19 protein-coding genes are annotated in these 21,132 nt (G+C 67.4%); 8 read left to right on the forward strand and 11 right to left on the reverse strand.

The features are described from left to right. Nucleotides 1-247 precede the first annotated feature (247 nt). The gene (locus OO70_RS33415; RefSeq protein WP_043679562.1) at nucleotides 248-850 is read left to right on the forward strand and encodes a nitroreductase family protein; all 603 of its coding nucleotides are present in this window, start codon (nucleotides 248-250) and stop codon (nucleotides 848-850) included. A gap of 11 nt (nucleotides 851-861) precedes the next feature. On the opposite strand, the gene OO70_RS33420 is transcribed toward OO70_RS33415, so the two are convergent. Together OO70_RS33420 and OO70_RS33425 are read right to left on the reverse strand one after the other, a co-directional pair. After that, complete coding sequence (locus OO70_RS33420) at nucleotides 862-1,065, reverse strand: DUF397 domain-containing protein (RefSeq protein ID WP_043679565.1); 204 nt, start codon at nucleotides 1,063-1,065, stop codon at nucleotides 862-864. Then, complete coding sequence (locus tag OO70_RS33425) at nucleotides 1,065-1,910, reverse strand: helix-turn-helix domain-containing protein (protein ID WP_043679567.1); 846 nt, start codon at nucleotides 1,908-1,910, stop codon at nucleotides 1,065-1,067. Before OO70_RS33425 ends, OO70_RS33420 begins: the two co-directional genes overlap by 1 nt. Before the next feature lie 203 nt (nucleotides 1,911-2,113). Between OO70_RS33425 and OO70_RS33430 the strand changes: the two genes are divergently transcribed. After that, entirely contained in the window at nucleotides 2,114-2,707 is a 594-nt protein-coding gene (locus OO70_RS33430; protein WP_043679570.1) for an ATP-binding protein, read from the forward strand. A 33-nt stretch (nucleotides 2,708-2,740) separates the two neighbouring features. Here OO70_RS33430 and OO70_RS33435 read toward each other — a convergent pair whose 3' ends face one another. After that, a complete protein-coding gene (locus tag OO70_RS33435; RefSeq protein WP_043679573.1) occupies nucleotides 2,741-3,775 on the reverse strand; it encodes a hypothetical protein in 1,035 nt (344 codons plus the stop codon). Nucleotides 3,776-3,876: 101 nt separating this feature from the next. Between OO70_RS33435 and OO70_RS54800 the strand changes: the two genes are divergently transcribed. After that, complete coding sequence (locus tag OO70_RS54800; RefSeq protein ID WP_158711546.1) at nucleotides 3,877-4,452, forward strand: hypothetical protein; 576 nt, start codon at nucleotides 3,877-3,879, stop codon at nucleotides 4,450-4,452. 129 nt (nucleotides 4,453-4,581) lie between these two features. Here the strand turns inward: OO70_RS54800 and OO70_RS33440 are convergent, their stop codons facing one another. The 4 genes from OO70_RS33440 to OO70_RS33455 all read right to left on the reverse strand — a co-directional run bounded on the left by OO70_RS33440 (nucleotide 4,582) and on the right by OO70_RS33455 (nucleotide 11,801). Then, nucleotides 4,582-7,662: a DUF3427 domain-containing protein gene (locus OO70_RS33440; RefSeq protein ID WP_078651658.1), complete on the reverse strand. Its 3,081-nt coding sequence runs from the start codon at nucleotides 7,660-7,662 to the stop codon at nucleotides 4,582-4,584. A gap of 189 nt (nucleotides 7,663-7,851) precedes the next feature. Continuing rightward, a complete protein-coding gene (locus tag OO70_RS33445; RefSeq protein ID WP_043679579.1) occupies nucleotides 7,852-8,889 on the reverse strand; it encodes an SEC-C domain-containing protein in 1,038 nt (345 codons plus the stop codon). A gap of 153 nt (nucleotides 8,890-9,042) precedes the next feature. Then, nucleotides 9,043-10,275 carry an MFS transporter gene (locus tag OO70_RS33450; RefSeq protein ID WP_051741870.1) on the reverse strand — a complete coding sequence of 411 codons (1,233 nt, stop codon included), beginning with the start codon at nucleotides 10,273-10,275 and terminating at the stop codon, nucleotides 9,043-9,045. A 50-nt stretch (nucleotides 10,276-10,325) separates the two neighbouring features. Further along, entirely contained in the window at nucleotides 10,326-11,801 is a 1,476-nt protein-coding gene (locus tag OO70_RS33455; RefSeq protein ID WP_043679582.1) for a glycoside hydrolase, read from the reverse strand. Between the two features lie 244 nt (nucleotides 11,802-12,045). Here OO70_RS33455 and OO70_RS33460 point away from each other — a divergent pair, with 244 nt between their 5' ends. Then, entirely contained in the window at nucleotides 12,046-12,810 is a 765-nt protein-coding gene (locus tag OO70_RS33460; protein WP_043679585.1) for a class E sortase, read from the forward strand. Nucleotides 12,811-12,836: 26 nt separating this feature from the next. Here the strand turns inward: OO70_RS33460 and OO70_RS33465 are convergent, their stop codons facing one another. Next, nucleotides 12,837-14,234, reverse strand: a complete 1,398-nt coding sequence (locus OO70_RS33465; RefSeq protein WP_043679588.1) for an MFS transporter — start codon at nucleotides 14,232-14,234, stop codon at nucleotides 12,837-12,839. A 68-nt stretch (nucleotides 14,235-14,302) separates the two neighbouring features. Here OO70_RS33465 and OO70_RS33470 point away from each other — a divergent pair, with 68 nt between their 5' ends. The 3 genes from OO70_RS33470 to OO70_RS33480 all read left to right on the forward strand — a co-directional run bounded on the left by OO70_RS33470 (nucleotide 14,303) and on the right by OO70_RS33480 (nucleotide 18,051). Continuing rightward, complete coding sequence (locus OO70_RS33470; protein ID WP_043679591.1) at nucleotides 14,303-14,839, forward strand: winged helix-turn-helix transcriptional regulator; 537 nt, start codon at nucleotides 14,303-14,305, stop codon at nucleotides 14,837-14,839. A gap of 130 nt (nucleotides 14,840-14,969) precedes the next feature. Further along, on the forward strand, nucleotides 14,970-15,827 hold the full coding sequence (locus tag OO70_RS33475; protein WP_043679657.1) for a fumarylacetoacetate hydrolase family protein: 858 nt from the start codon (nucleotides 14,970-14,972) through the stop codon (nucleotides 15,825-15,827). 67 nt (nucleotides 15,828-15,894) lie between these two features. Continuing rightward, nucleotides 15,895-18,051, forward strand: coding sequence for an acyltransferase family protein (locus tag OO70_RS33480; protein ID WP_043679594.1), 2,157 nt, complete (start codon nucleotides 15,895-15,897; stop codon nucleotides 18,049-18,051). Here OO70_RS33480 and OO70_RS33485 read toward each other — a convergent pair. The 3 genes from OO70_RS33485 to OO70_RS33495 form a co-directional block, all read right to left on the reverse strand. Continuing rightward, a complete protein-coding gene (locus OO70_RS33485) occupies nucleotides 18,040-18,906 on the reverse strand; it encodes an LLM class F420-dependent oxidoreductase (RefSeq protein ID WP_043679597.1) in 867 nt (288 codons plus the stop codon). The two genes, OO70_RS33480 and OO70_RS33485, sit on opposite strands and share 12 nt — an antisense overlap. A gap of 94 nt (nucleotides 18,907-19,000) precedes the next feature. Beyond that, nucleotides 19,001-19,516: a heme-degrading domain-containing protein gene (locus OO70_RS33490; protein WP_043679600.1), complete on the reverse strand. Its 516-nt coding sequence runs from the start codon at nucleotides 19,514-19,516 to the stop codon at nucleotides 19,001-19,003. Beyond that, nucleotides 19,513-20,598, reverse strand: a complete 1,086-nt coding sequence (locus tag OO70_RS33495) for a Gfo/Idh/MocA family oxidoreductase (protein WP_043679603.1) — start codon at nucleotides 20,596-20,598, stop codon at nucleotides 19,513-19,515. Before OO70_RS33495 ends, OO70_RS33490 begins: the two co-directional genes overlap by 4 nt. A 125-nt stretch (nucleotides 20,599-20,723) precedes the next feature. Here OO70_RS33495 and OO70_RS33500 point away from each other — a divergent pair. Next, on the forward strand, nucleotides 20,724-21,132 hold a 409-nt coding region (locus tag OO70_RS33500), incomplete at its 3' end, for a winged helix-turn-helix transcriptional regulator (RefSeq protein WP_043679606.1).

A 21,132-nucleotide genomic window follows, 5' to 3' on the forward strand; every position in this document is an offset into this window, starting at 1 on the left:
AACCTGAGAGGCCCGCCCAAGTCTCCCCTTGGCCGGGCCTGTTGATCTCCGCATCATATGAACTCAGGTCGGAAATGGTGAAGATCTCTTGTGCAATAAGTGCGTAACGGGACAGTGGGGGTTGGGGGTTGGTATCGACCAGGGGAAGTCGTGGTGACGGGTGACGCAGCGTACCTGGGCGCGCGGGGCGCGATTGGCGGATCAACAGCTCCCGATGATCGGCGAGTTCGTGACAGGATCTGCCGCCATGGAATTCTCCGAGGTGGTCCGTCGCAGGCGCATGATCCGTCACTACTCCGACAAGCCGCTGACCCCGGAGGTGATCGAGCGCATCCTCGCCTCCGCGCTACGAGCCCCCTCGGCCGGCTTCTCCCAGGGCTGGGCGTTCCTCGCCCTGACCGACCCGGCTGACCGCGTCCGCTTCTGGCCGTTCGTCCCTACCCGGGTCGAGAACACCCCGACCATGCAGGATGCCCCGCTGGTCGTCGTACCCCTGGCCCACAAGGCGGCATACCTGGAGCGCTACGCCGAACCCGACAAGGGTTGGGAGGACCGCGCCGAAGCCCGCTGGCCCGCGCCGTACTGGTACATCGACACGGGGATGGCCTCCCTGCTGATGCTCCTGACCGCGGTCGACGAAGGCCTCGGCGCCTGCTTCTTCGGCATCATGCCGGAGCATCTGCAGCCGTTCCGGGCGGAGTTCGGGGTGCCGGACGAGTACGACCCGATCGGTGGGATCACGGTGGGGTACCGGGCTGAGGATGTTCCCGAGCAGAGTGGGCGGGTCGCGGAACGGCGGAGGGGTGTGGTGGATGTCGTTCATCGGGGGCAGTGGGGGCGGCATGCTTGATGCCGTGTCCCTCAGAGCTGCAACATCTCGCTGTCCCGCAAGGCCAGAGTAAATATGAGCCAGGACTCTCTGCGGACGGCAACCGAGGAACCGCTTTGGTTCTTCGAGTCGCGTATCAGGGCCCCATCCCTAGTGCGGGCGCACTCGACGCACTCTGTCCCACTGCCTCCGCTGTACGAAGACTTGAACCACTGGTGCGTCGAGGGCGCCGACATCAAAACTCCTTGCTTATGCGGTTGATGATGTCCGTAGAGGACTCAAAATCGAGTGCCTGTGCGCTGAGGTACTCGAACGCCAACCTATAACGCCTCAGTTCTTGTGGCTTCTCCATGAACAGGCCGCCGCTGAGTAGGTCCACGTACACCACATCCAGGTCTGGAGCTGGACCGCGGAGGACAGCGAAGCTGCCAACTGCCGCTGCGTGCGCGCCCGTTGCGAAGGAGAGCACTTGGATGGTGACGTGAGGACGTTCGGCCAGGGCGAGTAGACGCCCGAGTTGTTCTCGCATGACCTCGCGACCACCGACCTGGCGACGGAGCGCTGCCTCATCGATTACGCACCAGATGTGCGGTGGTTCCTTTCGCTCGAGGAGTTCCTGGCGCTTCATGCGGATGTCGACCATGTGCTGCACTTCGCGGTCCGGACACTCCACCTCCGACGCCCGATGAACTGCCTCGGCATAGGCGCGAGTCTGGAGCAACCCGGGGATGTACATGCACGCGTAGTGGTCTTCGCGTACGACCTCGTCCTCAAGCGTGAGCATGAGGTTCATGGACTCGGGGATGGGGTCGGCGAGTGATCGCCACCAGCCTTGGATCTTGGCGCCCTTGGCTAGCTCGACGAGGGCGAGGCGCTCTGTATCGGAGGCTCCGTACTCGCGGCAAAGGGCATCAACGGCCGGCCACTTGACCGTGCCCTCCTTCGTCTCGTAGCGACTCAGCGTCGCCTTTGAGATGCCGACGCGAGCGCCTGCCTCCTCCAGGGTCAAGCCCTTGGATTCGCGGAGTCGGCGCAGGTCTGCGCCCAGTTGGCGCCTGCGCGTGGTGGGTCCAACTGGCATAGTTTCAGCCTTTCATGTTGATCTGTCAGATCGTGCTGCTTGTACGAGCCGGACGGCAAGGCTGCGCGCGCCGGGGGCGCGCGATGCTGACGCGCGCTCCTCCTCACCAGAAATGAGAGTTCCATTTTGAGAGTTCCAGTGCAACTCTAGGTGTGAAGAGAGTTACGCATCGCAACCTGCTGTGCAGGTGGAGGGGTTGGGGCATGGACTGCGCAACGTGCACACCGAGGAAGGCGTGGGAACTCCCCTTCTTGGCGAAGCCCGAGGAAGTGGCAGGGCTGCGGCGGGTGTTGGGCATCCACCTGAGAATCTGGGGCCTGCAGGAACTGACCGACGCGGTCCAGCTTTGCGTGAGCGAGCTTGTTGCCAACGTGATCACTCACGTGGGTGTGGGTACGCCGACCACCCTCGCCGTCTCCATGAACGGCACCCACCTGCGTGTCGAGGTCCACGACCCCGACCCCCGCTCCCTACCGACGCTTATCGACGCAACCGACGATGCCGAAACGGGGCGAGGTATGGCTCTCGTAACGGCCACCACTGATCGTTGGGGTGTAGAGCTCCGTGGCGATCGAAAGGTGACCTGGTGCGAGTTTGCCGTTGGGCTGAACATGCCCGCTGGGCGCTGCGGTGGACATCGGCCCAGTCGATTGCGGGCGGTAGCGACGGAGGCGGCGGCGATCGATGCCATCTCCGATCTTCTGCACTGGCTTCGAGCGCATGGTTGCGACCCCGATGAGGTCATCGACCAGGCGCAGCGGCACTTTGAAGCCCAGCTGGAGCGAGCAACTCAGTAGGCAAACAAAGTGCGGCTGGTGCCTGCGTCTTCTTCAGGCGGGCAGAGGGCAATCCAGGCAGCGCGAGGCTCGAGAGGCATTGGGGAAGATGGAGGCGCCTCCCTCGTACTCCGAGAAGCCACCGCTTTCGTTGCGGTACACGAGGCCGATCCTGTTTGCGGCGAGTAGGTCGCGGAGGTCCTGTCGGGGGAGTGCTGGTGCAAGCACCATGAGATGGAAGGGGTGAACTTGGTTGAGCTCACCCAAGTAGTGCCGGGCAAGCAGGAGTTGGGAGATGGCCTGAGCGATCGACTCGCTTGCTGTGCTGCCTGCTGGTTCGTACACGGTGTTGTTCGTCTGGTTGAAGAGTTCGAAGATGAGATGTGATGTCGAGTCGCGCATCGACAACTCCATCTGGCCGATGCTGTGGCCGGCCGCGGACTCGGATTCCTCGAAGGTGTCCGCCAGATCGTCTCGGGCTTCCGCTACGCGAGTGGCATCAGTTTGCGGTTGTCGCTGTCGCCTCTGGCGGCGAACCATCCGGGTGAGGCGACCTGCTTTCCGATTGAATCGAGATCGAGGTGCGGGTGCCGGTTGAAGTGTGTCGGATGCCAATCGGATATAGGTGCCGATGGGGCGCAGTCGGAAGACGATGACGTTACGGGCATCGCCTAATTCGTCCCTTCCTTCACGTATCTCGAACGGATTCCGTTCGTCAATCCTGAACTTCCCGATGTACCTGTGGGTCCGGGTATCGGTTCCTGGAACCTTTCCTACGGCAATGAATAAGTGCAAAGTGCGCCCTTTATCTACATGCTCCAGAATCGATGCATTCCCGCCTTTGAAGACCTGGTCGCCCTGTTTCCCGACTCCGGTATAGGTGAACACCGGCCCCAGATCGTCATCCTCGGCGAGCCAGCCATCGTGATATCCGAAACGTTCGCCAATCTTCCTGTCCGAGAAGATAAGGACGTTTTGCTTCTCTCTGGCCGGACAAATCCCGGCAAAGCCGCTGCCGCCGAGTATGGGATGGATCTCCGCACGCGTAAGGATTTCGCCGGGTTGGAACCCGGACACGCTCGTCGTCATGGAGTGAGGTTAATCGGTTCCGCCTTTATGGACGGCGCCAGTTGACGTAGACCTAGTCGTGCTGCGTTGTAGTCGCTCCTGGCTGCGGCGAGGATGGTGCGATGAGTGAGACGACGGGGACGATCATCGCAAGCGTTATCGCTTTCATATCCGCAGTCATAGGTGCCGTGATCGCTGGGATTTATGCCAAGCGTGGCGCTGAGGTTGGCGGTCGTAAGGCGGTTGAGGCAGCGCTAGCGCAGGTGCATGGGCAGGCGGCGGTGGAGCACTGGCAATGGGTGCGCAGCCAGCGACATCAGTCCTTTGCCGCTCTTCTTGCGGCTTATGCCTCACTTGATGAGATACTCGCGCGTATCACACCTGAAGTGCAAAATGGGGCCAGGCTTGGTGAGGCGACAGGTCGTGAGTTGCGTGAGAGTGCACTCGCGCTCCAAGACAAAACGAGTCAGTTGGCGCTGTGGGGGCCGCAGGAGGCAAGCGAATTGGCCTATGCGTTGATGAGGAAAGCGACGGGCGCTGTAGGTGCTTTGCTTCGGGTGGCGGCTGAGGGTCCCGCGGATCAGAACGCAGGCTGGGCCAGTTCTGAACGGGCTAGAAATGAGATGGTGACGGCTTATGCCGGATTTCTCCAGCGGGCTGGGGAGATAATTCGCGACCCGTTGCAGCCGGTCAGCTAGTGCACTGCTCGGCCTTGTACTGAGTCAGTCGATCGTGGCTCAACTCTGAGGCGGCGTGCGTAACGAGGTCTTCGAAGTTGAGCTGTGAGGCCTAGATCGCTCAACTTCGAAGACCTGCGTCAGCGTTCGCTACGCGTTGATGGTCGAGTACGACCACACGTCCGCAGGCAGCTCGTGACGTAGTTGCCAGGTGATGGCCATCGGCCTGCTGCCCATGTGCTCGGTGTACGTCGCTGGGCCAAGCAGCATCCACGGCTGGGCCTTGCCCGTGTCCGTGTCCTTGTAGCGCCGCATGAACAGCAGTACGTGGCTGCCCCGTTGGGAGTGCTGCTGGTAGCGAAGGCCCGTGGGCGAGGTGTCCGCGGTCGTGCTCTGTGACTCCCAGTGGAACAGGGAGGGGCTCAGCGCGTAGTCCTTGTATCGGACCGTGGGTGAGAAGTCCTTCTCGTTCTTTTCGAGCGTGATCAGCAGCGCATCGGTCTTGTTCGGCTCGTCCCACAAGACACCCTGCGCGAAGGAACCAGGCATCTGTCCGCCGAGGCGGGCGACGCCGAGTGCGGCCAAGATTTCTGAGCGGTTGTACGCGCTGTGGACCTTCAAGGGGAGATGCGCGTGCGGACCTTCCAGGGGGATGGGGAAGTGATCGGCCTGGCCCATCACGTACTTGAGAACCTGGCGGAGTTCGCTGCGAAGGGCTTGCTGTTCGCGGAGTGAATCAAGTCCGTCCGCGTAGGAGCTGAAGCCACCGGCCTTGTCCCAGAGGTTGAAGAAGAGCATGCGTGCGTAGGTCTTGTCCCTTGGGTCGAGAGTCTCGTATGACGGGGCGTCATCGCTCAGTAGGCGGGTGTAGGCCTCTGCGCGTTCGAGGTCATCGACGTGTAGGAAGGCATGGACGCGCTTCAACAGGCCTTCCTCGTCTGCCTGTTCAGGTAGGTCGGCTAGGCCGGAACGGCGCAGGACTGTTGTCCAGGAGTTGCTGGACTTGTACAGTTCCTTGATTTCGCGGCGGCTCTCGCGGAGGTAGTCGGCGAGGAGTGGTGTCCCGTAGGCCCTGGCTTCCGTAGCGAGGGTCTGGACGTTCGCCTTAATCTGGGTGCGGATGTTGTCTAGTACGAGGTCCTTGGACTTGCCTTCAAGGATGATCTGGCAACCGGACGGCAGCAGCGGGAAGTCGTGCTCGGCGTGCTCAAGGAGTCGATTGCGCGACAGGTTCGTCATCGCGCGGAACTGTTCCTCGAATCGGAACTCGGCACGATGTTGGCCGATGAAGTCGAGCACAGTGAGTACGGGCTTGTCCGGTGTACGGCGCAGACCTCGGCCGAGTTGCTGAAGGAAGACGGTTGCGCTGCTCGTCGGGCGGAGTAGCAGCAGTGTGTCGACGTCGGGGATGTCCAAGCCCTCGTTGAACAGGTCCACGGAGAAGATGACCTGGATTTCGCCTGCCTTGAGTTCCGATAGGACCCGGTCGCGGGTCTCCGGCTTCGACTCGCTGTCCAGGGCTGCGGCCTTCAGGCCGGCCTCTTGGAAGCATCTCGCCATGAAGTGAGCGTGCTTCCTGCTGACGCAGAAGCCGAGTGCCCGCATCTCCGTTGGGTTGGACACCTTGTCCCGCACCTGCTTGATGACAATGCGGGCCCGTGCGTGGTCAGCGGAGAACAACTCGCCAAGTTGGCTCTGGTCGTACGTCCCAGAGCGCCAGTTGAGGCGGGTGAGGTCCGTACCGTCAGGGATGCCGAAGTAGTGGAACGGGCAGAGGAGGTCGTTGTCGAGGGCCTCCCACAGTCGCATCTCGGCGGCGATCCGGCCATCGAAGAACTCGTCCTGCACGTTGAGCCCATCAGCCCGCTCCGGGGTGGCAGTCAGGCCAAGAAGTTGCTTCGGTTTGAAGTGCTTGAGCACTCGGCGATACGTCGACGCGGTGGCGTGATGGAACTCGTCGATGACAATGATGTCGAAGTGCTCAGGGTCGAACTGGTCAAGTCGTTGATCGGTAAGCGACTGAACGCTAGCGAAGACATGCTTCCAGTCGCGCGGCAGCTCGCCCGTGAAGAGCGGTTCACCGAAGGACGCGTCATCGAGTACTTCGCGGTACTTCCGTAGCGATTGCTTCAAGATCTCTTTGCGATGTGCCACGAACAGCAGTCGGGGGCACTGCTTGCCGCCCCACGTCCTATGGAGATTGCGGTAGTCAAGGGCGGCCATGACGGTCTTGCCCGTTCCGGTCGCGGCAACGAGCAGGTTGTGATCATGGCCGCGGACCTCACGTTCGACGTGCAGTCGCTCAAGCATGTCTGCCTGGTACGGATACGGTCGAACCTCAAGACCCGAGAGGCTGATTTTGGAGTCCTGGCTGGACGTTGAGTTGCCCGCCACGCCGAGTGCCTCATCCAGCTTGCGGGCATCGCGCCCCGGGTCGTACGTCTCAAAGGTCATGTCGTTCCAATATGAGTCGAAGCTAGCTTCGAACTTGTTCAGGACATGCGGTGTTGCAACGGACGACAGGCGTACATTCCACTCCAGCCCGTCCAGAAGCGCGGCCTTGGACAGATTGGAACTGCCTACGTACGCGGTATCGAAGCCGCTACGGCGACGGAACAGCCAGGCCTTGGCGTGCAGTCGAGTCGAACGGGTCTCGTAGTTGACCTTCACTTCGGCGCCGAAGTCTTGGACGAGACGGTCGAGGGCATGCCGATCCGTAGCGCCCATGTACGTCGTGGTGATAACACGAATGGGCACGCCGCGCCTGGCGGCCTCGCGGAGAGAGCTCTCCAGGACGCGGAGGCCGTACCACTTCACGAACGCGCAGAGCAGGTCGATACGGTCTGCGGTGGCCAGCTCCGCCCTCAATTCCGAGCCCAGACTGGGGTCTTCGGGGGCGTTGGTGATGAGTGAGGTCTCGGAGAGGGGAGTCAGTGGGCGCAGGGAGTAGGCACCTGGTGCCTCCTGTTTGGCGAGTGCGAGTAGCTGGCGCGGGCCTTCGATGATGTTGCCTACAGCCTCTGCTTCGCTCAGGTCGGACTCACCTGAGGACAGGGACGCGAGGATCTTGTTGGCAATGGCTACCTGGTCGCCCACGGGCAGTTGACTCAGCCGATGCCTGACAGCTTCGCCCACATACCGACCAAGGACATGGGGAGCGGATTCGGTACTGACCTCAGCATCGATGGCCTTCCAACCCGCAGCTTCGTACTGCTCAAGCTCGGATCGCATACTGCGGGTGATCAGCTTCTCGTAGACGCCCGCAATCGGCCCCGACCGGTCCTCAGGTTCCGCTACCACTTCTCCCCGATCCCTGTAACGCGCAGGCACGATCGAGCGTGCCGATAAAGAGTGATCTCTTACGGACGCCCGCGTGCGTTCAATTCAGCAGTGCCCCTTGGGGGTTGCTCGCCTCGCCCGCTACGCCTCCGTGCGCCCGTGGCAGTTGGCATACGAGTCGCCCGACCCACACCAACAAGAAGCCCCCCGCTGCGGCGGCCAAACCACAGCCCGCCCCCGAGCCGCCAGCGTCGTCGCATACTGCGGCAACAAGTCAGCGTCCCCAGGCGAAGCCCCCTCCGACGCAGCGAACGCCTCATAAGAAGGCACCGTCCCCGTCACGATCCCAAGGTTCGCCGTCCCCGAAGCCGCCAGCTCCCGAAGTGACTCCTCTATCGTCGCGAGGTGCTCCTCATGCGAGGGGTACTCCGCGGCCAGCGAGGCATACGCCCCCACCAGCTCGGCCAACTCCCCCTCGGGCCAATGGAGTACGGCCACAGGGAACGGCCGGGACAACGCCTCCCGGAACGCCCCCAACTCCGCCCGCAGCCGCGAGATCTCGGCCTCGAGTTCCGCCGGGTTGTCCGACCCCAGCGACCACACCCGCTTCGGGTCGTGCAGCTCGTCCAGCGACACCGGCGACGACGGGGATGAGTGGGACGAATGCAACGTGTCCGCCAGCGTGTCCCACTCGTCGTGCGACACGCCCAGCATGCGCCGCACCCGGTGTCGGCCGAACAGCAACGGGTGGGTGGAGTACGGGGGTTCGGGTACGTCCGTCAGGAGCAGGGTCACGCCCTCCGTGAACGTCTCCTGCGCCGCCTCCAACTCGTCGTGGGACTCCAGGGACTCCGCGACGATCACCCAGGGGGCGGCATCGCGCGGGGACGCTGTCCGCACGCCGTCGATGATGGCCCTGGCCTCGGCCTCGTGGCCGTACTCCCAGAGGTTCGAGGCCTTGAGGGCTCGTACCAGGTGAGGAGTTTCCAGGTCGTCCGGCGACGACAGCAGGCGGTCGTAGAGCGCGGTGGCGGCGGGGCGGTCGCCGGCCAGCTCCAGGTGGGCCGCGGCTTGGAGGAGCAGGGCTTCGGCGTCCTCGGGGTATCGGGCGGCGGTCCGCTCCAGGCGGGCCGCTTCGGCGGCGTGGTCGACGTTCTCGGCGGGCGTGTCGGGGCGCATGAACGACACGGTACTGCCGATGCCGACACAGATGGAGGCAAGGGGAGAGATATGCGCAGGTCGGCCGGTGAGAGTGCGGTGGGGGAGCCGTGTGGGGGCTTCCGGAGGCCGTGCCGTGGGGAACAGCGGGTGGCTTTCCGGTTTCCGCCAGTTTTACGACCGCTGCGCTTCTACGGCATCCCCTGTTGCCGTGCCCCTGCCTCCGCCCCTGTCGCCGTTCACCGACCCCCGCGCCGCCCACCCCATGACGACCAACCCCACCCCCACAATCCCCGCCCCCACATACAACGGAGCCGCATACCCCCACCCCGCACTGATCACCAAGCCCCCCAACCACGCCCCCACCGCATTCCCGACGTTCGACGCCGAGACGTTCGCGCTCGCCGCCAACGGCACACCCCCCGCCGCGTCCGTCACCCGCGTGATCATCCCGGGGACCGTCGCGAACCCGAACACGCCCAGGAGGAACACCAGGATCACCGCCGCCGGCCGACTGCTCGCCAGCAACCCGAACACCGTCAACGTGGCCGCCAGTCCGGCCAGGGACACGAGCAGCGTCACGTCACGGTTGTGGTCCGCGCCCCGCCCGCCCGCGATGTTGCCTACGACCAGGCCCGTGCCGTAGACGACCAGGAGCCAGGCGACGTCCGTGCTGGAGAAGCCCGTGACCTCCGTGAAGGTGTACGCGAGGTAGCTGAACGCGCCGAACATGCCGCCGTAGCCGAGGGCCGTGGCCGCCAGGGTCAGCCATACCTGGGTGGAGTGGAAGGCGTGCAGTTGCGATCGGAGATCGGCCTTTCTTCCTACGCCCGCCCCTCCCGCGTCTCCTGCTCCTCCCGCCCCTCCCGCCCACCTTGGTATCAGCGCCGCGATCGCGATCAACGCCACCGCCCCTATCGCCGTGATCGCCCAGAACGTCGCCCGCCAGCCCCACCGTTCGCCTACGAGCGCGCCGAAGGGGACGCCGAGTACGTTCGCCACCGTCAGGCCGGCGAACATCATCGCGACCGCTCGGGAGGCCCGTTCGGGAGGGACCAGGCGGCGGGCTACGAGGGAGCCGATGCCGAAGAACGAGCCGTGGCAGAGGGCCGCCACCACGCGGCCCAGGAGCATCGTCGGGTAGTTCGGCGCGAGCGCGCACAGCAGGTTGCCGGCCACGAACAGGGCCAACAGGCCTACCAGGATTGGCTTTTGAGGCATACCCGCTGTTGCCGCCGTCACCGCTATCGCGCCCACCGCGACCGTCAGCGCGTAGCCGGAGATCAGCCAGCCCGCCGCGGCCGTGGACACGTCCAGGCCGCGGCTCACCTGGGGCAGTAGCCCGGCGATCACGAACTCGGTCAGACCGATTCCGAAACCGCCGAGCGCCAAGGCGAGCAGGCCCAACCGCCCGCCGCCATCCCTGAGTTCGGGTCCCGAGGTCAGATCACCACTCCTCAGATCACTACTCCGTCGATCTGCAGCGTCTGCACCGCCCCCGCCGCGAAACTCGCGCTCACCGTCTTGCCGCTCAGATACGTGTCCGAGTGGGCGGTGTACAAGTCGCCCCCGCCACCCGTCACCGTGTTCCAGCGCGGGACCAGGCCGCTCGTGCCGCCCGCCACCGTCGTGAACTTGGAGAGGTCGAAGGTGAGGGTTGTTGATGACGAGCCTGTGTTTGCCGCCACTATCACCAAGCGCTTCGCCGACGCGTCGTAGCCCGCCGCCGCGTAGCTCACGCCCGTGTCCAGGATCGTCATGCCGGGGCGGATGTGGCGGCTGAACTGGGCCATCACGTAGTACTTCGTCTGGACCGCGCCGGCCGTGAGCGTGCTCTGGTCGTACGCGATCATCGCCCAGCCGGACGACGGGTCCATGACCTGCCAGTACGTCCACGCCGTTGGGTGCAGCCAGCGGAAGTCGTAGAGCAGGTTGCTCGCCATCGTCAGGCCTGTGGAGTCGCTGTCGCCCGTCTCCGAGTTCCACAGGGCCTTGCCCGCCGTTGTCACCACGTCCGTGTACAACAAGTCCCTACGGCCGCCCGAGCCCTGGTAGCCGTGGACGTTGACGCGGTTCACGTACCCCTTCGTCGTGGACGAGAAGGCGCTCCAGGTCGTGCGCGCCAGGTCGTAGCTCGTCTCGTCGGAGGCCGAGATCTTCGTGCTCGTCAGGCCGCGTGCGTCCAACTCACTTCGCACATACGGCAGTACAGCCGCCTGGACGGTCGAGTCCATGTGGCAGCCCTCCTGCGTGCCGGTCGCCGTCCACCAGCTCGACGAGGGCTCGTTGAAGGCCTCGACCGTCGCGAAGTTCACTCCCCAGTTGTTCTTCGCGTAGAGGGCGACGGACGCCAAGTGGGAGGCGTGCTGGCGGTAGTTCCAGGACTGGAGGTTGTTGCCGCCGCCCGAGGCGCCGGAGGGGTTGTGGTTCAGACACATCCACCACATGGGGGAGTTGGCGAAGAGTTCGGTGGTCGCCCCTCGCGCCGTCGCCTTCACCAGCATCGCGCGCTGGGTCGCGTCCGCCGTCCACTTCCAGGCCGAGGACGTGGGGTCCTCGTTGTTCCAGTCCTGCCAGTAGCCCTCGATCTGCTTGAACGCGGGGATGTTGGCGGAGGCGACCATCGACTCGCCGCTCACCGTGTTCCAGCTGCACGCACCCAGGTTGTAGCGGGCGATGTTCAGGCCCAGGCCGGGGAGCGAAGTGCCGTTGTACGTCGTCGACTTGGTGGTGAAGAAGATGTCGGCGAAGTCGTCCCGGGCGCCGAAGACGTTCGCCCACCAGGCCAGCGAGGTGCCCCAGCCCTCCCAAGTGCCGTACGTCGTCCCCGGGGTGACCGCGATCGTCGCGTCGGCCCGTGCGGTGCCGGTCGCCAGGGCGGTGCCGAGGAGCCCACCGCCCGCTGCGGCCAGCAGGGTTCTGCGTCGGATCATCTCTACTCCCGATTCGCTCAAACGCCGGTCGTCCCACCGGCGTCGGCCATCCCCCCGGCTCGTGCCATGAGGAAGCATCGGGTGTGGTGTGTGAGGTTGTCGAGGGTTGTGACACCCCTTTCTAAAACCCGTGTACGAAGGATCGAACGGGAGGTGCGCGAGAGGACGAACAGGCACCTCCACCGCCAACGAACGGGAGTCATGACTCTGGTGAGTTGAGGAACCGGCCCTTATCGTGCGGCCCATGCGGGTCCCCGTCGTGCAGCACCGCAGCCGTCGACGCCGTGCGCTGCGCCGACGCGCCCTGTGGACCGGCGGCGAGTTCCTCGTCACCGCCGGGGTCGTTCTGCTGCTCCTCGTCGTCCAGCAGTTGTGGTGGACCAACCGCGAGGCCCATCGAGGCGCCCAACATCAAGTGCAGGCCCTGGAACGGCAATGGGCGACATCGACACCCACGCCGGGGGCCGACAGCGGGGGTACTCCCTCCGCCAACACGGGGGCCACCGGCGGCAGTTCACGGCACCGGACCGCGTCCGCAGACACTCTCACCCCCCACCCCTCCCAGGCCTACGCCATCCTCACCATCCCCCGCCTCCACCTCCGCGTCCCGATCGCGGAAGGCGTCAGCAAGAAGAACGTGCTCAACAAGGGGTACGTCGGCCACTACCCCGGCACCCAACAGCCGGGCCAGGCAGGGAACTTCGCGCTCGCCGGGCACCGCAACACCCACGGCGAGCCGTTCCGGTATCTCCCGCGACTGCGCCTCAAGGACACCGTCCAGGTCGAGACGCGCACGGCCGTCTTCACGTACACGGTCGACAAGATCCTGCCGCGGACCTCCGCCGCGGACTCGGGTGTCATCCGGCCGATCCCGCGGTCGATCGTCAGGCCCGCCTACGGCTACAGCGCACCCGGCCACTACATCACCCTCACCACCTGCACCCCGGAGTTCACGTCCAGGTACCGCATGGTGGTGTGGGGCACGCTCACGTCAACTCAGCCCCGTTGAAGGCTCCTTGGAAACCCCTTGAAGGTTCACGCCCGCTCGCGCAGCACCACCACACTCACCGCTGCCAGTACCGCGAGCACCGCCGACACCACCATCGCGATGTCCGCGCCGCGTGCCAGACCGTTCCCCGCCGACGTGGCGATCGCGATGGTCAGCGCGACCCCGGCGCAGGAGCCGATGTAGCGGAAGGTCTGCTGCGCGCCGGAGCCCATCGCGGCCCGTGCCGCCGGTACCGACTCGACGGACAGCAGCGGCAGCGCGGCGTTCAGCAGGCCGCTGCCCACGCCCGCGATCACCAGGCCCGGCAGCAGTCGTACCCAGGAACCGGAGTCCAGCGCGCCGAGCATCGTCAGGACGCCGGCCGCGTGCAGCAGGAATCCCAGGGCGAGTTGGTGCCGGGGCGAGACGCGGCCGGCGAGGCGGCGGGCCTGGAGGGCGACCGCGAAGGACAGGCCCGACCAGAGGAGGAACAGCCACGCGGTGTCCATCGCGGACAGGCCCAGCGTCTGCTGCAACAGCGCCGGCAGGAAGCTGAACAGGCCGATCACCGCGAGGCCCGTGAACAGGCCGCCGGCGGAGGAGGCGAGGAAGGGGCGGTGGCGCAGCAGGCCGAGGTCGATCATCGGGGTCGCGCCCCGGCGCTCCACCAGCGCGAAGACGCCGACGAGCAGCACGGCCGCCAGCAACAGCAGGCCCACCGGTGCCCGCAGCCAGCCGTCGCGGCCCAGTGTCAGCGCGGCGACGAGGGAGACCAGGGCGAGCCCGAAGGTGACCGCTCCGGCCAGGTCGGGGCGTCCGCCTCGTGGCGCGCGGGACTCGGACAACGTACGGACGCCGAGGGCTGCCACGACGAGCGCGGCGGCGCCCAGCACGCCGTAGGCCACTCGCCAGTCCGGCATCGCGCCCGCCACCAGGGGGCCGACCGCTATGCCGCCGCTGACGAAGGCGCCCCAGACGCCGGTCGCGTGCAGGCGGCCGCGCGGGGTCGGGAAGGCGTGCACGATCAGGCCCAGGCTGCTGGCGAGGAGGGCCGCGCTGGCCGCGCCCTGCGCGATGCGGGTCAGGGTGAACAGCCAGGTCGAGGAGGTCAGCGCGGAGAGCGCGGTGGTGATGCCGAGGGCGAAGGTGCCGGCCAGGAAGATGCGGCGGCGGCCGTAGTCGTCGGCGAGGCTGCCCGCGACCAGGAGCAGCGCGGCGAGGCCCAGCGGGGTGCCGTTCAGGAGCCAGGCCTGGGCGGAGAGCGGGGTGTGCAGGGCGGTCGCGATGTCGGGGAGCGTGACCATCGGCGCGGTGTACGTCATCAGCGCCACGGCGGTGGCCGCGCTGGTCAGGGCGAGGGTGGCGCGGGGGCGCGGCGCGCTCACCTCGGTGACCTCGTGTTTCTGGGGAACCTCGGCGAGGGTTCGTTCACTGAACCTAGTCATGGGGAGTACCGTAACACCGTAGGTTCGTTCATTGAACCTTGAGTCGGAAAATGGCTAAGGTGGACGGCATGGCACTGGGCAAGGACTACGCGACGCAGGAGTGCTCGATCGCCCGGGCGCTGGAGGTGGTCGGGGAGCGCTGGACGCTGCTCGTCATCCGGGACGCCCTCTACGGCGTACGGCGTTACAACGACTTCCTCGTCCACCTGGGCATCCCGCGCGCGGTCCTCGCCGCCCGCCTCCAGGCGCTCACCGCCGAGGGCATCCTCGAGAAGCGCCGGTACCAGGAGTCCCCGCCGCGCGACGAGTACGTCCCGACCGAGCGTGCGATCGCTCTGTGGCCGACGCTGCGCTCGCTGGGCCGCTGGGGGCGCGAGCAGTTCGGCGAGCCGCAGCTGCGCTACTTCCGGCACGTGGACTGCGGCACCGAACTCGGCCCGTACGGCGAGTGCCCCGCCTGTGGGTTCGTCGTCCCCGTCGCCGACGTCCTCATGGAGCCGGGCCCCGGCGCCGATCCGGACCCGGCGGACCCGGTCAGCCGGGCCCTGCTCAAGCCGAAGCGACTGCTGCAGCCGATCGAGATCGAGGCGACCCGGGGACGGTAGGGGCCAGTGTTCACGGTCCAGTCCGTGAACCGGGTATTGCGGACTGGACCTTGAGCTTGGACGATCGACCAGTCATCCGATGGCTGCACCCATCGGGCGACGGCCCGCGCGATCGATGGAGATGGTGAAGATGAAGCTGCTGCGAGTCGGTACGGCGGGGGCGGAGCGGCCCGCGCTGCTCGACGCCGAGGGGACCCTGCGGGACCTGTCCGGCATCGTCCCGGACATCGACGGGCCGCTGCTCGCCGACACCGCCGCGCTCGGCCGGATCCGCGCCGCCGCCGACGCGGGTTCGCTGCCCGCTCTGGACGCGGACGGGCTGCGGATCGGGCCGCCGGTCGCGCGGATCGGCAAGGTCGTGTGCATCGGGCTGAACTACCACGACCACGCCCGCGAGACCGGCGCCGAGCCGCCCGCCGAGCCGGTGATCTTCTTCAAGGCCGCGGACACGGTCGTCGGGCCGTACGACACCGTGCTGGTGCCGCGCGGCTCCGTGAAGACCGACTGGGAGGTCGAACTGGCCGTGGTCATCGGACGTACGGCCCGCTATCTGTCCTCGCACGAGGAGGCGCTCGCGCATGTCGCCGGGTACGCGGTCGCGCACGACGTGTCCGAGCGGGAGTTCCAGATCGAGCGCGGCGGGACCTGGGACAAGGGGAAGAACTGCGAGACGTTCAACCCGCTGGGGCCGTGGCTGGTGACGGCGGACGAGGTGCCGGACCCGCAGGAGCTGTCGCTGAAGTTGTGGGTGAACGAAGAGCTGAAGCAGGACGGGACCACCGCCGAGCAGATCTTCCCGGTGGCCGAAGTGGTGCGCTACGTCAGCCAGTTCATGACCCTGTACCCCGGTGACGTCATCAACACCGGTACGCCGGCGGGGGTCGCGCTGGGGCAGCCCGAGCCGAAGCCGTTCCTACGGGCCGGGGACGTCGTGGAGCTGGAGATCTCCGGACTCGGGCGGCAGCGGCAGGAGTTGAAGGACGCCTGACGAACAACGGGGAACGAATGTGATGTGAATCACCGGAACGCCCTTCGCCTGTAGGACAGTTCCGGGTATGACGCACACTCCCACGACCGCAGGTCCGCCGCGGGACACGGCACCGGACCTGCGGCCCGACGGATCACCACCGCACGGGCGCGACCTCACCGCGAGGCGGCCCGCCCGTGCGGCGCGGCCGCCGCTCCGGCCCGACATCCAGGGGCTGCGGGGCCTGGCCGTCACACTCGTCGTGCTGGCGCACGCCGGAGTCCCGTACGTCGCCGGCGGCTATGTCGGGGTCGACGTCTTCTTCGTGATCTCCGGCTTCCTCATCACCGCCGGTCTGCTCCGCGAGACCGACCGCTCCGGCTCGCTCTCCCTGCGCCGCTTCTACGCCCGGCGCGCCGTGCGCATCCTCCCGCTGGCGACCCTGGTGTCGCTGGCCACCATCGTCGGCTGCCGGCTCTTCGCCTCGAAGATCCGCTACGCCGAGTTCATGCACGACGCGCTGGCCGGCGCGCTGTACTTCGTGAACGTCGACCTGGCGCGATCGGGCACCGACTACCTGCGCGAGGGCAGCTCGCCCTCTCCTTTCCAGCACCTGTGGTCGCTGTCCGTGGAGGAGCAGTTCTACCTCCTGTGGCCCGTACTCCTGCTGGTCAGCTGGAAGTTGATACGACGTCCATGGTTACGCGCCCTGCCGCTGGGCGTGTTGTGCCTGGTGTCGTACGTCCTCGGTGTCCGGGAGACCGGGGCCTCGCCCTCCTGGGCGTACTTCGGTCCGCACACGCGGCTGTGGGAACTGGGCGTCGGAGCCCTGCTGGCCTTCGGCGCCGGGGCACTTGACCGCCTTCCGCGCCAACTGGCCGCCGCCGGTGTGTGGTTGGGGCTGGCGGGCATCGCCGCGGCGGCGACGCTGTACGACGACGACACCCCGTTCCCCGGCCACTTCGCGCTGCTGCCCGTGCTCGGCGCCGCCCTGGTGATCGCGGGCGGCTGCCGTGCCGGATCACCCTCCGCCCCCTCCCGGCTGGTCGGAGTGCGTCCCGCGGCCTGGCTGGGCGACCTCTCCTACGGCTGGTACCTGTGGCACTGGCCGCTGCTGGTGATCGGCCCCGTGGCCCTGGAACGGGCGGCCGGACTCCGGCTGAACCTCGCGCTGTGCGCCGCCGCCCTGGTGCTGGCCTGGCTGAGCCTGCGCCTGCTGGAGAACCCGGTCCGGTTCAGCGGCGCGCTGCGTCAACGACCCACGGTGGCCGTGGCGTTGGGCCTCGGCCTGTCCGCGACCGTCGTGTCCGTCGCCGTCGTCTCGACATCCTTCCCGCCACCGATCACCTCCGCCGTCCGCGTGCCCGGGCTGGCCACGGCCCTGTCGACGGCACCGGACCCCCAGGCCCGGCTCGCCGGCCTCCTCGCCACGCCCGCGACCGCGCTGCCGCGCAACCTGTCACCGGAACTCACCGCCATCAAGGCGAAGCGCTCGGCCATCTATCACGACAGCTGCCACGTCAACTACGTCGACAACCGCTCGCCCGCCTGCGTCTACGGTGACCCCTCGTCCACCAAGGTCGTCGTCCTCTACGGCGACTCCCATGCCGCGCAGTGGTTCCCGGCGTTGGAGCAGCTGAGCCGCCAACACGGCTGGAAACTCGTGTCGTTGACGAAGTCGTCCTGCAAGACGGCCGACATCACGACCGTCAACGGGCATGGCCCGTACGCCTCGTGCGACACCTGGCGGAAGGACGCGCTGGAGCGGATCACGGAGTTGCACCCGATGCTGGTCGTGGCCACCTCCTCCGAGGTGGCCACGCCGCTGAAGCCGATGACGGACCCGCTGCGGGACTGGACGGCGGGCTATACGCGGGTCTACGAGCGCCTGACCCGCTCGGCGGACCATGTGGCCGTCCTGCTCGACACCCCGTGGCCGCAGGGCGACCCCCTCGAGTGCGCGTCGACGCATCCGCTCCGGCTGGAGAAGTGCGAGCCGGACCAGCGCGACGCGACCAAGGACGCCACCCTCCGGGAGGCCAACCGGCAGGGCGCACTCCGCGCCGGTGCCACCGTGATCGACCCGAAGCCCTGGCTCTGCCCCCGCTCGGGCAACTGCCCCGTGGTCGTCGGCGACACGTTCGTCTACCGCGACGACAGCCACATGGCGGAGACCTACGCCGAGGCACTGACGCCGGTGCTGGGTCAGGAGCTGCGGAAGCTGGGGATTCTGTCAGGCCAGTAGCGAGGCCAGCCTCCGCCAGGCCTCGCGCGGCAGCGCGTCACGCGAGGCGCCGTCGACGATCTGGAGCGCCACGTGGTCCGCGCCGGCGTCGAGGAACGCGTCGATCCTGGCCCGGATCCGCGCCTCCTCGCCCCACGCGAACACCGCGTCGACCAGGCGGTCGCTGCCGCCGTCCGTGAGGTCGTCCTCGGTGAAGCCGTTGCGCAGGAAGTTCCCGGTGTAGTTCGGGAGGGCGAGGTAGGGGGCGAGTGCCTCGCGGGCCAGGGTGCGGGCGCGGGCGGGGTCCGTCTCCAGGACGACCTTCAACTCCGGTGCCAGCAAAGGGGTTTTGCCGAGGAGTTCGCGGGACTTGGCGGTGTGCTCGGGGGTGACCAGGTACGGGATCGAGCCCGCCGTGTGGTCCCGGGCCAGCTCGATCGTCTTCGGGCCCAGCGCGGCGAGGAGGCGGCGGTCGGCGGGTACTCCGGCCGCGTCCAAGGCGTTCAGATAGGTGACCATGGCCGAGTACGGGCGACGGTACTCGGCCGTGTTCTGGGCGTGCGCCACTCCGAGGCCGAGCAGGAAGCGGCCGGGGTGGGTCGTCTCCAACTCCGCGAAACTCGCCGCTGTTTCGGCCGCCGTGTACTGCCAGATGCTCTGGATGCTGGTCCCGACGGCGAGCCGGGAGGTCGCCTCAATGAGCGGTACGGCGTGGCGAGCGGCGGTGCTGCCGCCCAACCAGACCGCGCCGTACCCGAGTTGCTCCAGCTCGGCCGCCGCCTCCGCCAACTCGCCGCGCCGGGACGGATCTTCCGAGCGCAGACCCACGCTCCAGATGCCGTACCGGCCGACCGTTTCCTTCAGGGCACTGCTCATCGATCCCGTTCCCTCCGGTGTCGAAAGTGCTCGACGTGCTCGACGTGTCGGCAGTCCCAACTGGCCGGAGTTGCGGGTTAATTCCGGGCGCCGGTCATTTCCGGTCGTCGCCCAGGAACTGCTCCAGCGCCTCGACCACGAACCGGTGGTCCTGCAACTGCGGCAGCCCGCTCACCGTCACCGTGCCGATGACCCCCACGCCGTCGACCCTGATCGGGAACGAGCCGCCGTGCGCCGCGTACTCGTCGGGGTCGAGCCGGGAGGAGTCCTCGAAGGTGCTGCCCTTGGCGCGGAAGCGGGTGCCGACCAGGTAGGAGGCCGCGCCGAAACGATCGACGACCTTGCGCTTACGGTCGATCCACGCGTCGTTGTCGGGGGAGGAACCCGGCAGCGCCGCGTGGAACAGCTGCTGGCCGGCACGGCGGATGTCGATGGCGACCGGGGCCTGGCGTTCGCGGGCCATCTCCACGAGGAGCGAACCCAGCTCCCACGCGTCGTCGTAGGTGAAGTGCTGGAACACCAAGTGGCGTTCCTGCGCCTCCAGTTCCTCCACCGTCGGGGTGATCTCCGGGGCGATCCGCTGGGTGATCGAGGGCTTGTGCTGGGTCACAGGGTCACCGTCACTCCGTCGCGGGCGCTGCGGCGCGCGGCTTCCAGTACGTCGAGGGCGGCGGCCGCCTCCAGGGCGGTCACCGGGTTGGGGGCGCCGTCACGGAGGGCGGCGGCGACGGCCGCGTAGTACGCGGGGTAGTCGCCGGGGAGGGTGGGCTCGGGGCGGCCACCGCCGGTCAGCGGGGACTCGCCGGAGCCGACCCGGCCGTAGAGGGACTCGGGCTCCTGGCCCCAGGTCTTCTCCGTGCCCGGGCGCCTGCCGTCGCGCAGGTCCGCCTCCTGGGGGTCGAGGCCGTACTTCACATAGCCCGCCTTGGAGCCCAACACGCGGAAACGCGGGCCGAGTTGGGCGGTCGTCGCGGACACGTAGAGGTGCGAGCGGACGCCGTTCGTGTGGGTGATCGCGAAGAACGTGTCGTCGTCCGTCTCCGCGCCCGGGCGTCGGATGTCCGACTCGGCGTACACGGAGGCCGCGGGGCCGAAGAGGGTCAGCGCCTGGTCCACGACGTGGCTGCCGAGGTCGTAGAGCAGACCTCCGATCTCCGACGGGTCGCCGGACTCGCGCCAGCCGCCCTTGGGCTGCGGGCGCCAGCGCTCGAACCGGGACTCGAAGCGCCATACGTCACCCAGCTCGCCCTCGGCGATGAGCCCCCGCAGGGTCAGGAAGTCGTTGTCCCAGCGGCGGTTCTGGAAGACGGAGAGGAGGAGGCCGTGCTGCTCGGCGAGGGCCGCGAGCTCGCGGGCCTCGGCGGCGGTACCGGCGATCGGCTTGTCCACGACGACCGGGAGGCCGGCCTTCAGGGCGGTGGTCGCGAGCGGGACATGCGTCTTGTTCGGGGACGCGATGACGATCAGGTCCAGGTCGCCGGCGCGATCGAACAGCTCGTCCGGGGTCGCGGCCACGCGGACGTCGGGGAACTCGGCGCGGGCCTGTTCCTGCCGCTCCGGGTTCGAGGTGACGACCGTGTCGAGCGTGAGGCCCTCGGTGGCGGCGATCAGCGGGGCATGGAAGACGGAGCCCGCGAGGCCGTAGCCGACGAGGCCGACGCGGAGAGGTGTGCGAGTGGTGCGTCCAGTCATGCCCTCCACTTTCGCAACGCTGTTGCCAAAGTGCAAGTGGTGGGGACAATGGGGGTGTGAACACTGCGCGGGGCGGGACCCGGACCGGGAACGGAACGACGACGGGGGCGGCGGGGGCTGCGGGTGTGACGGGTGCGGTGGGTGTGGCGGGTGTGGCGGGCGTGAATCTGCTCGCCCTGCGCAGTCACAACACCGCGCTGGTCCTCGACCTGCTGCGGACGGCCGGCACGGACGGAATCAGCCGCCTCGAACTCGCCGACCGCACCGGCCTCACCCCCCAGGCCGTCAGCAAGATCACCGCCCGGCTGCGGGAGTCCGGCCTCGCCACGGAGGCGGGCCGCCGCGCCTCGACCGGCGGCAAGCCGCGCACGGTACTGCGCCTGGTGCCGGAGGCGGGGCACGCGGTCGGGGTCCACCTGGACCGGGACGAACTGCGGGTGGTGCTGATGGATCTCACGGGGGCGGTGGTGGGGGAGCGGGGCGCTTCGCTGGATCTGGGGGCGGGGGCCGGGGTCGTCGTGGAGGCGGTGGGGC

This window comes from Streptomyces xylophagus (assembly GCF_000716435.1).
GTDB lineage: Bacteria > Actinomycetota > Actinomycetes > Streptomycetales > Streptomycetaceae > Streptomyces > Streptomyces xylophagus.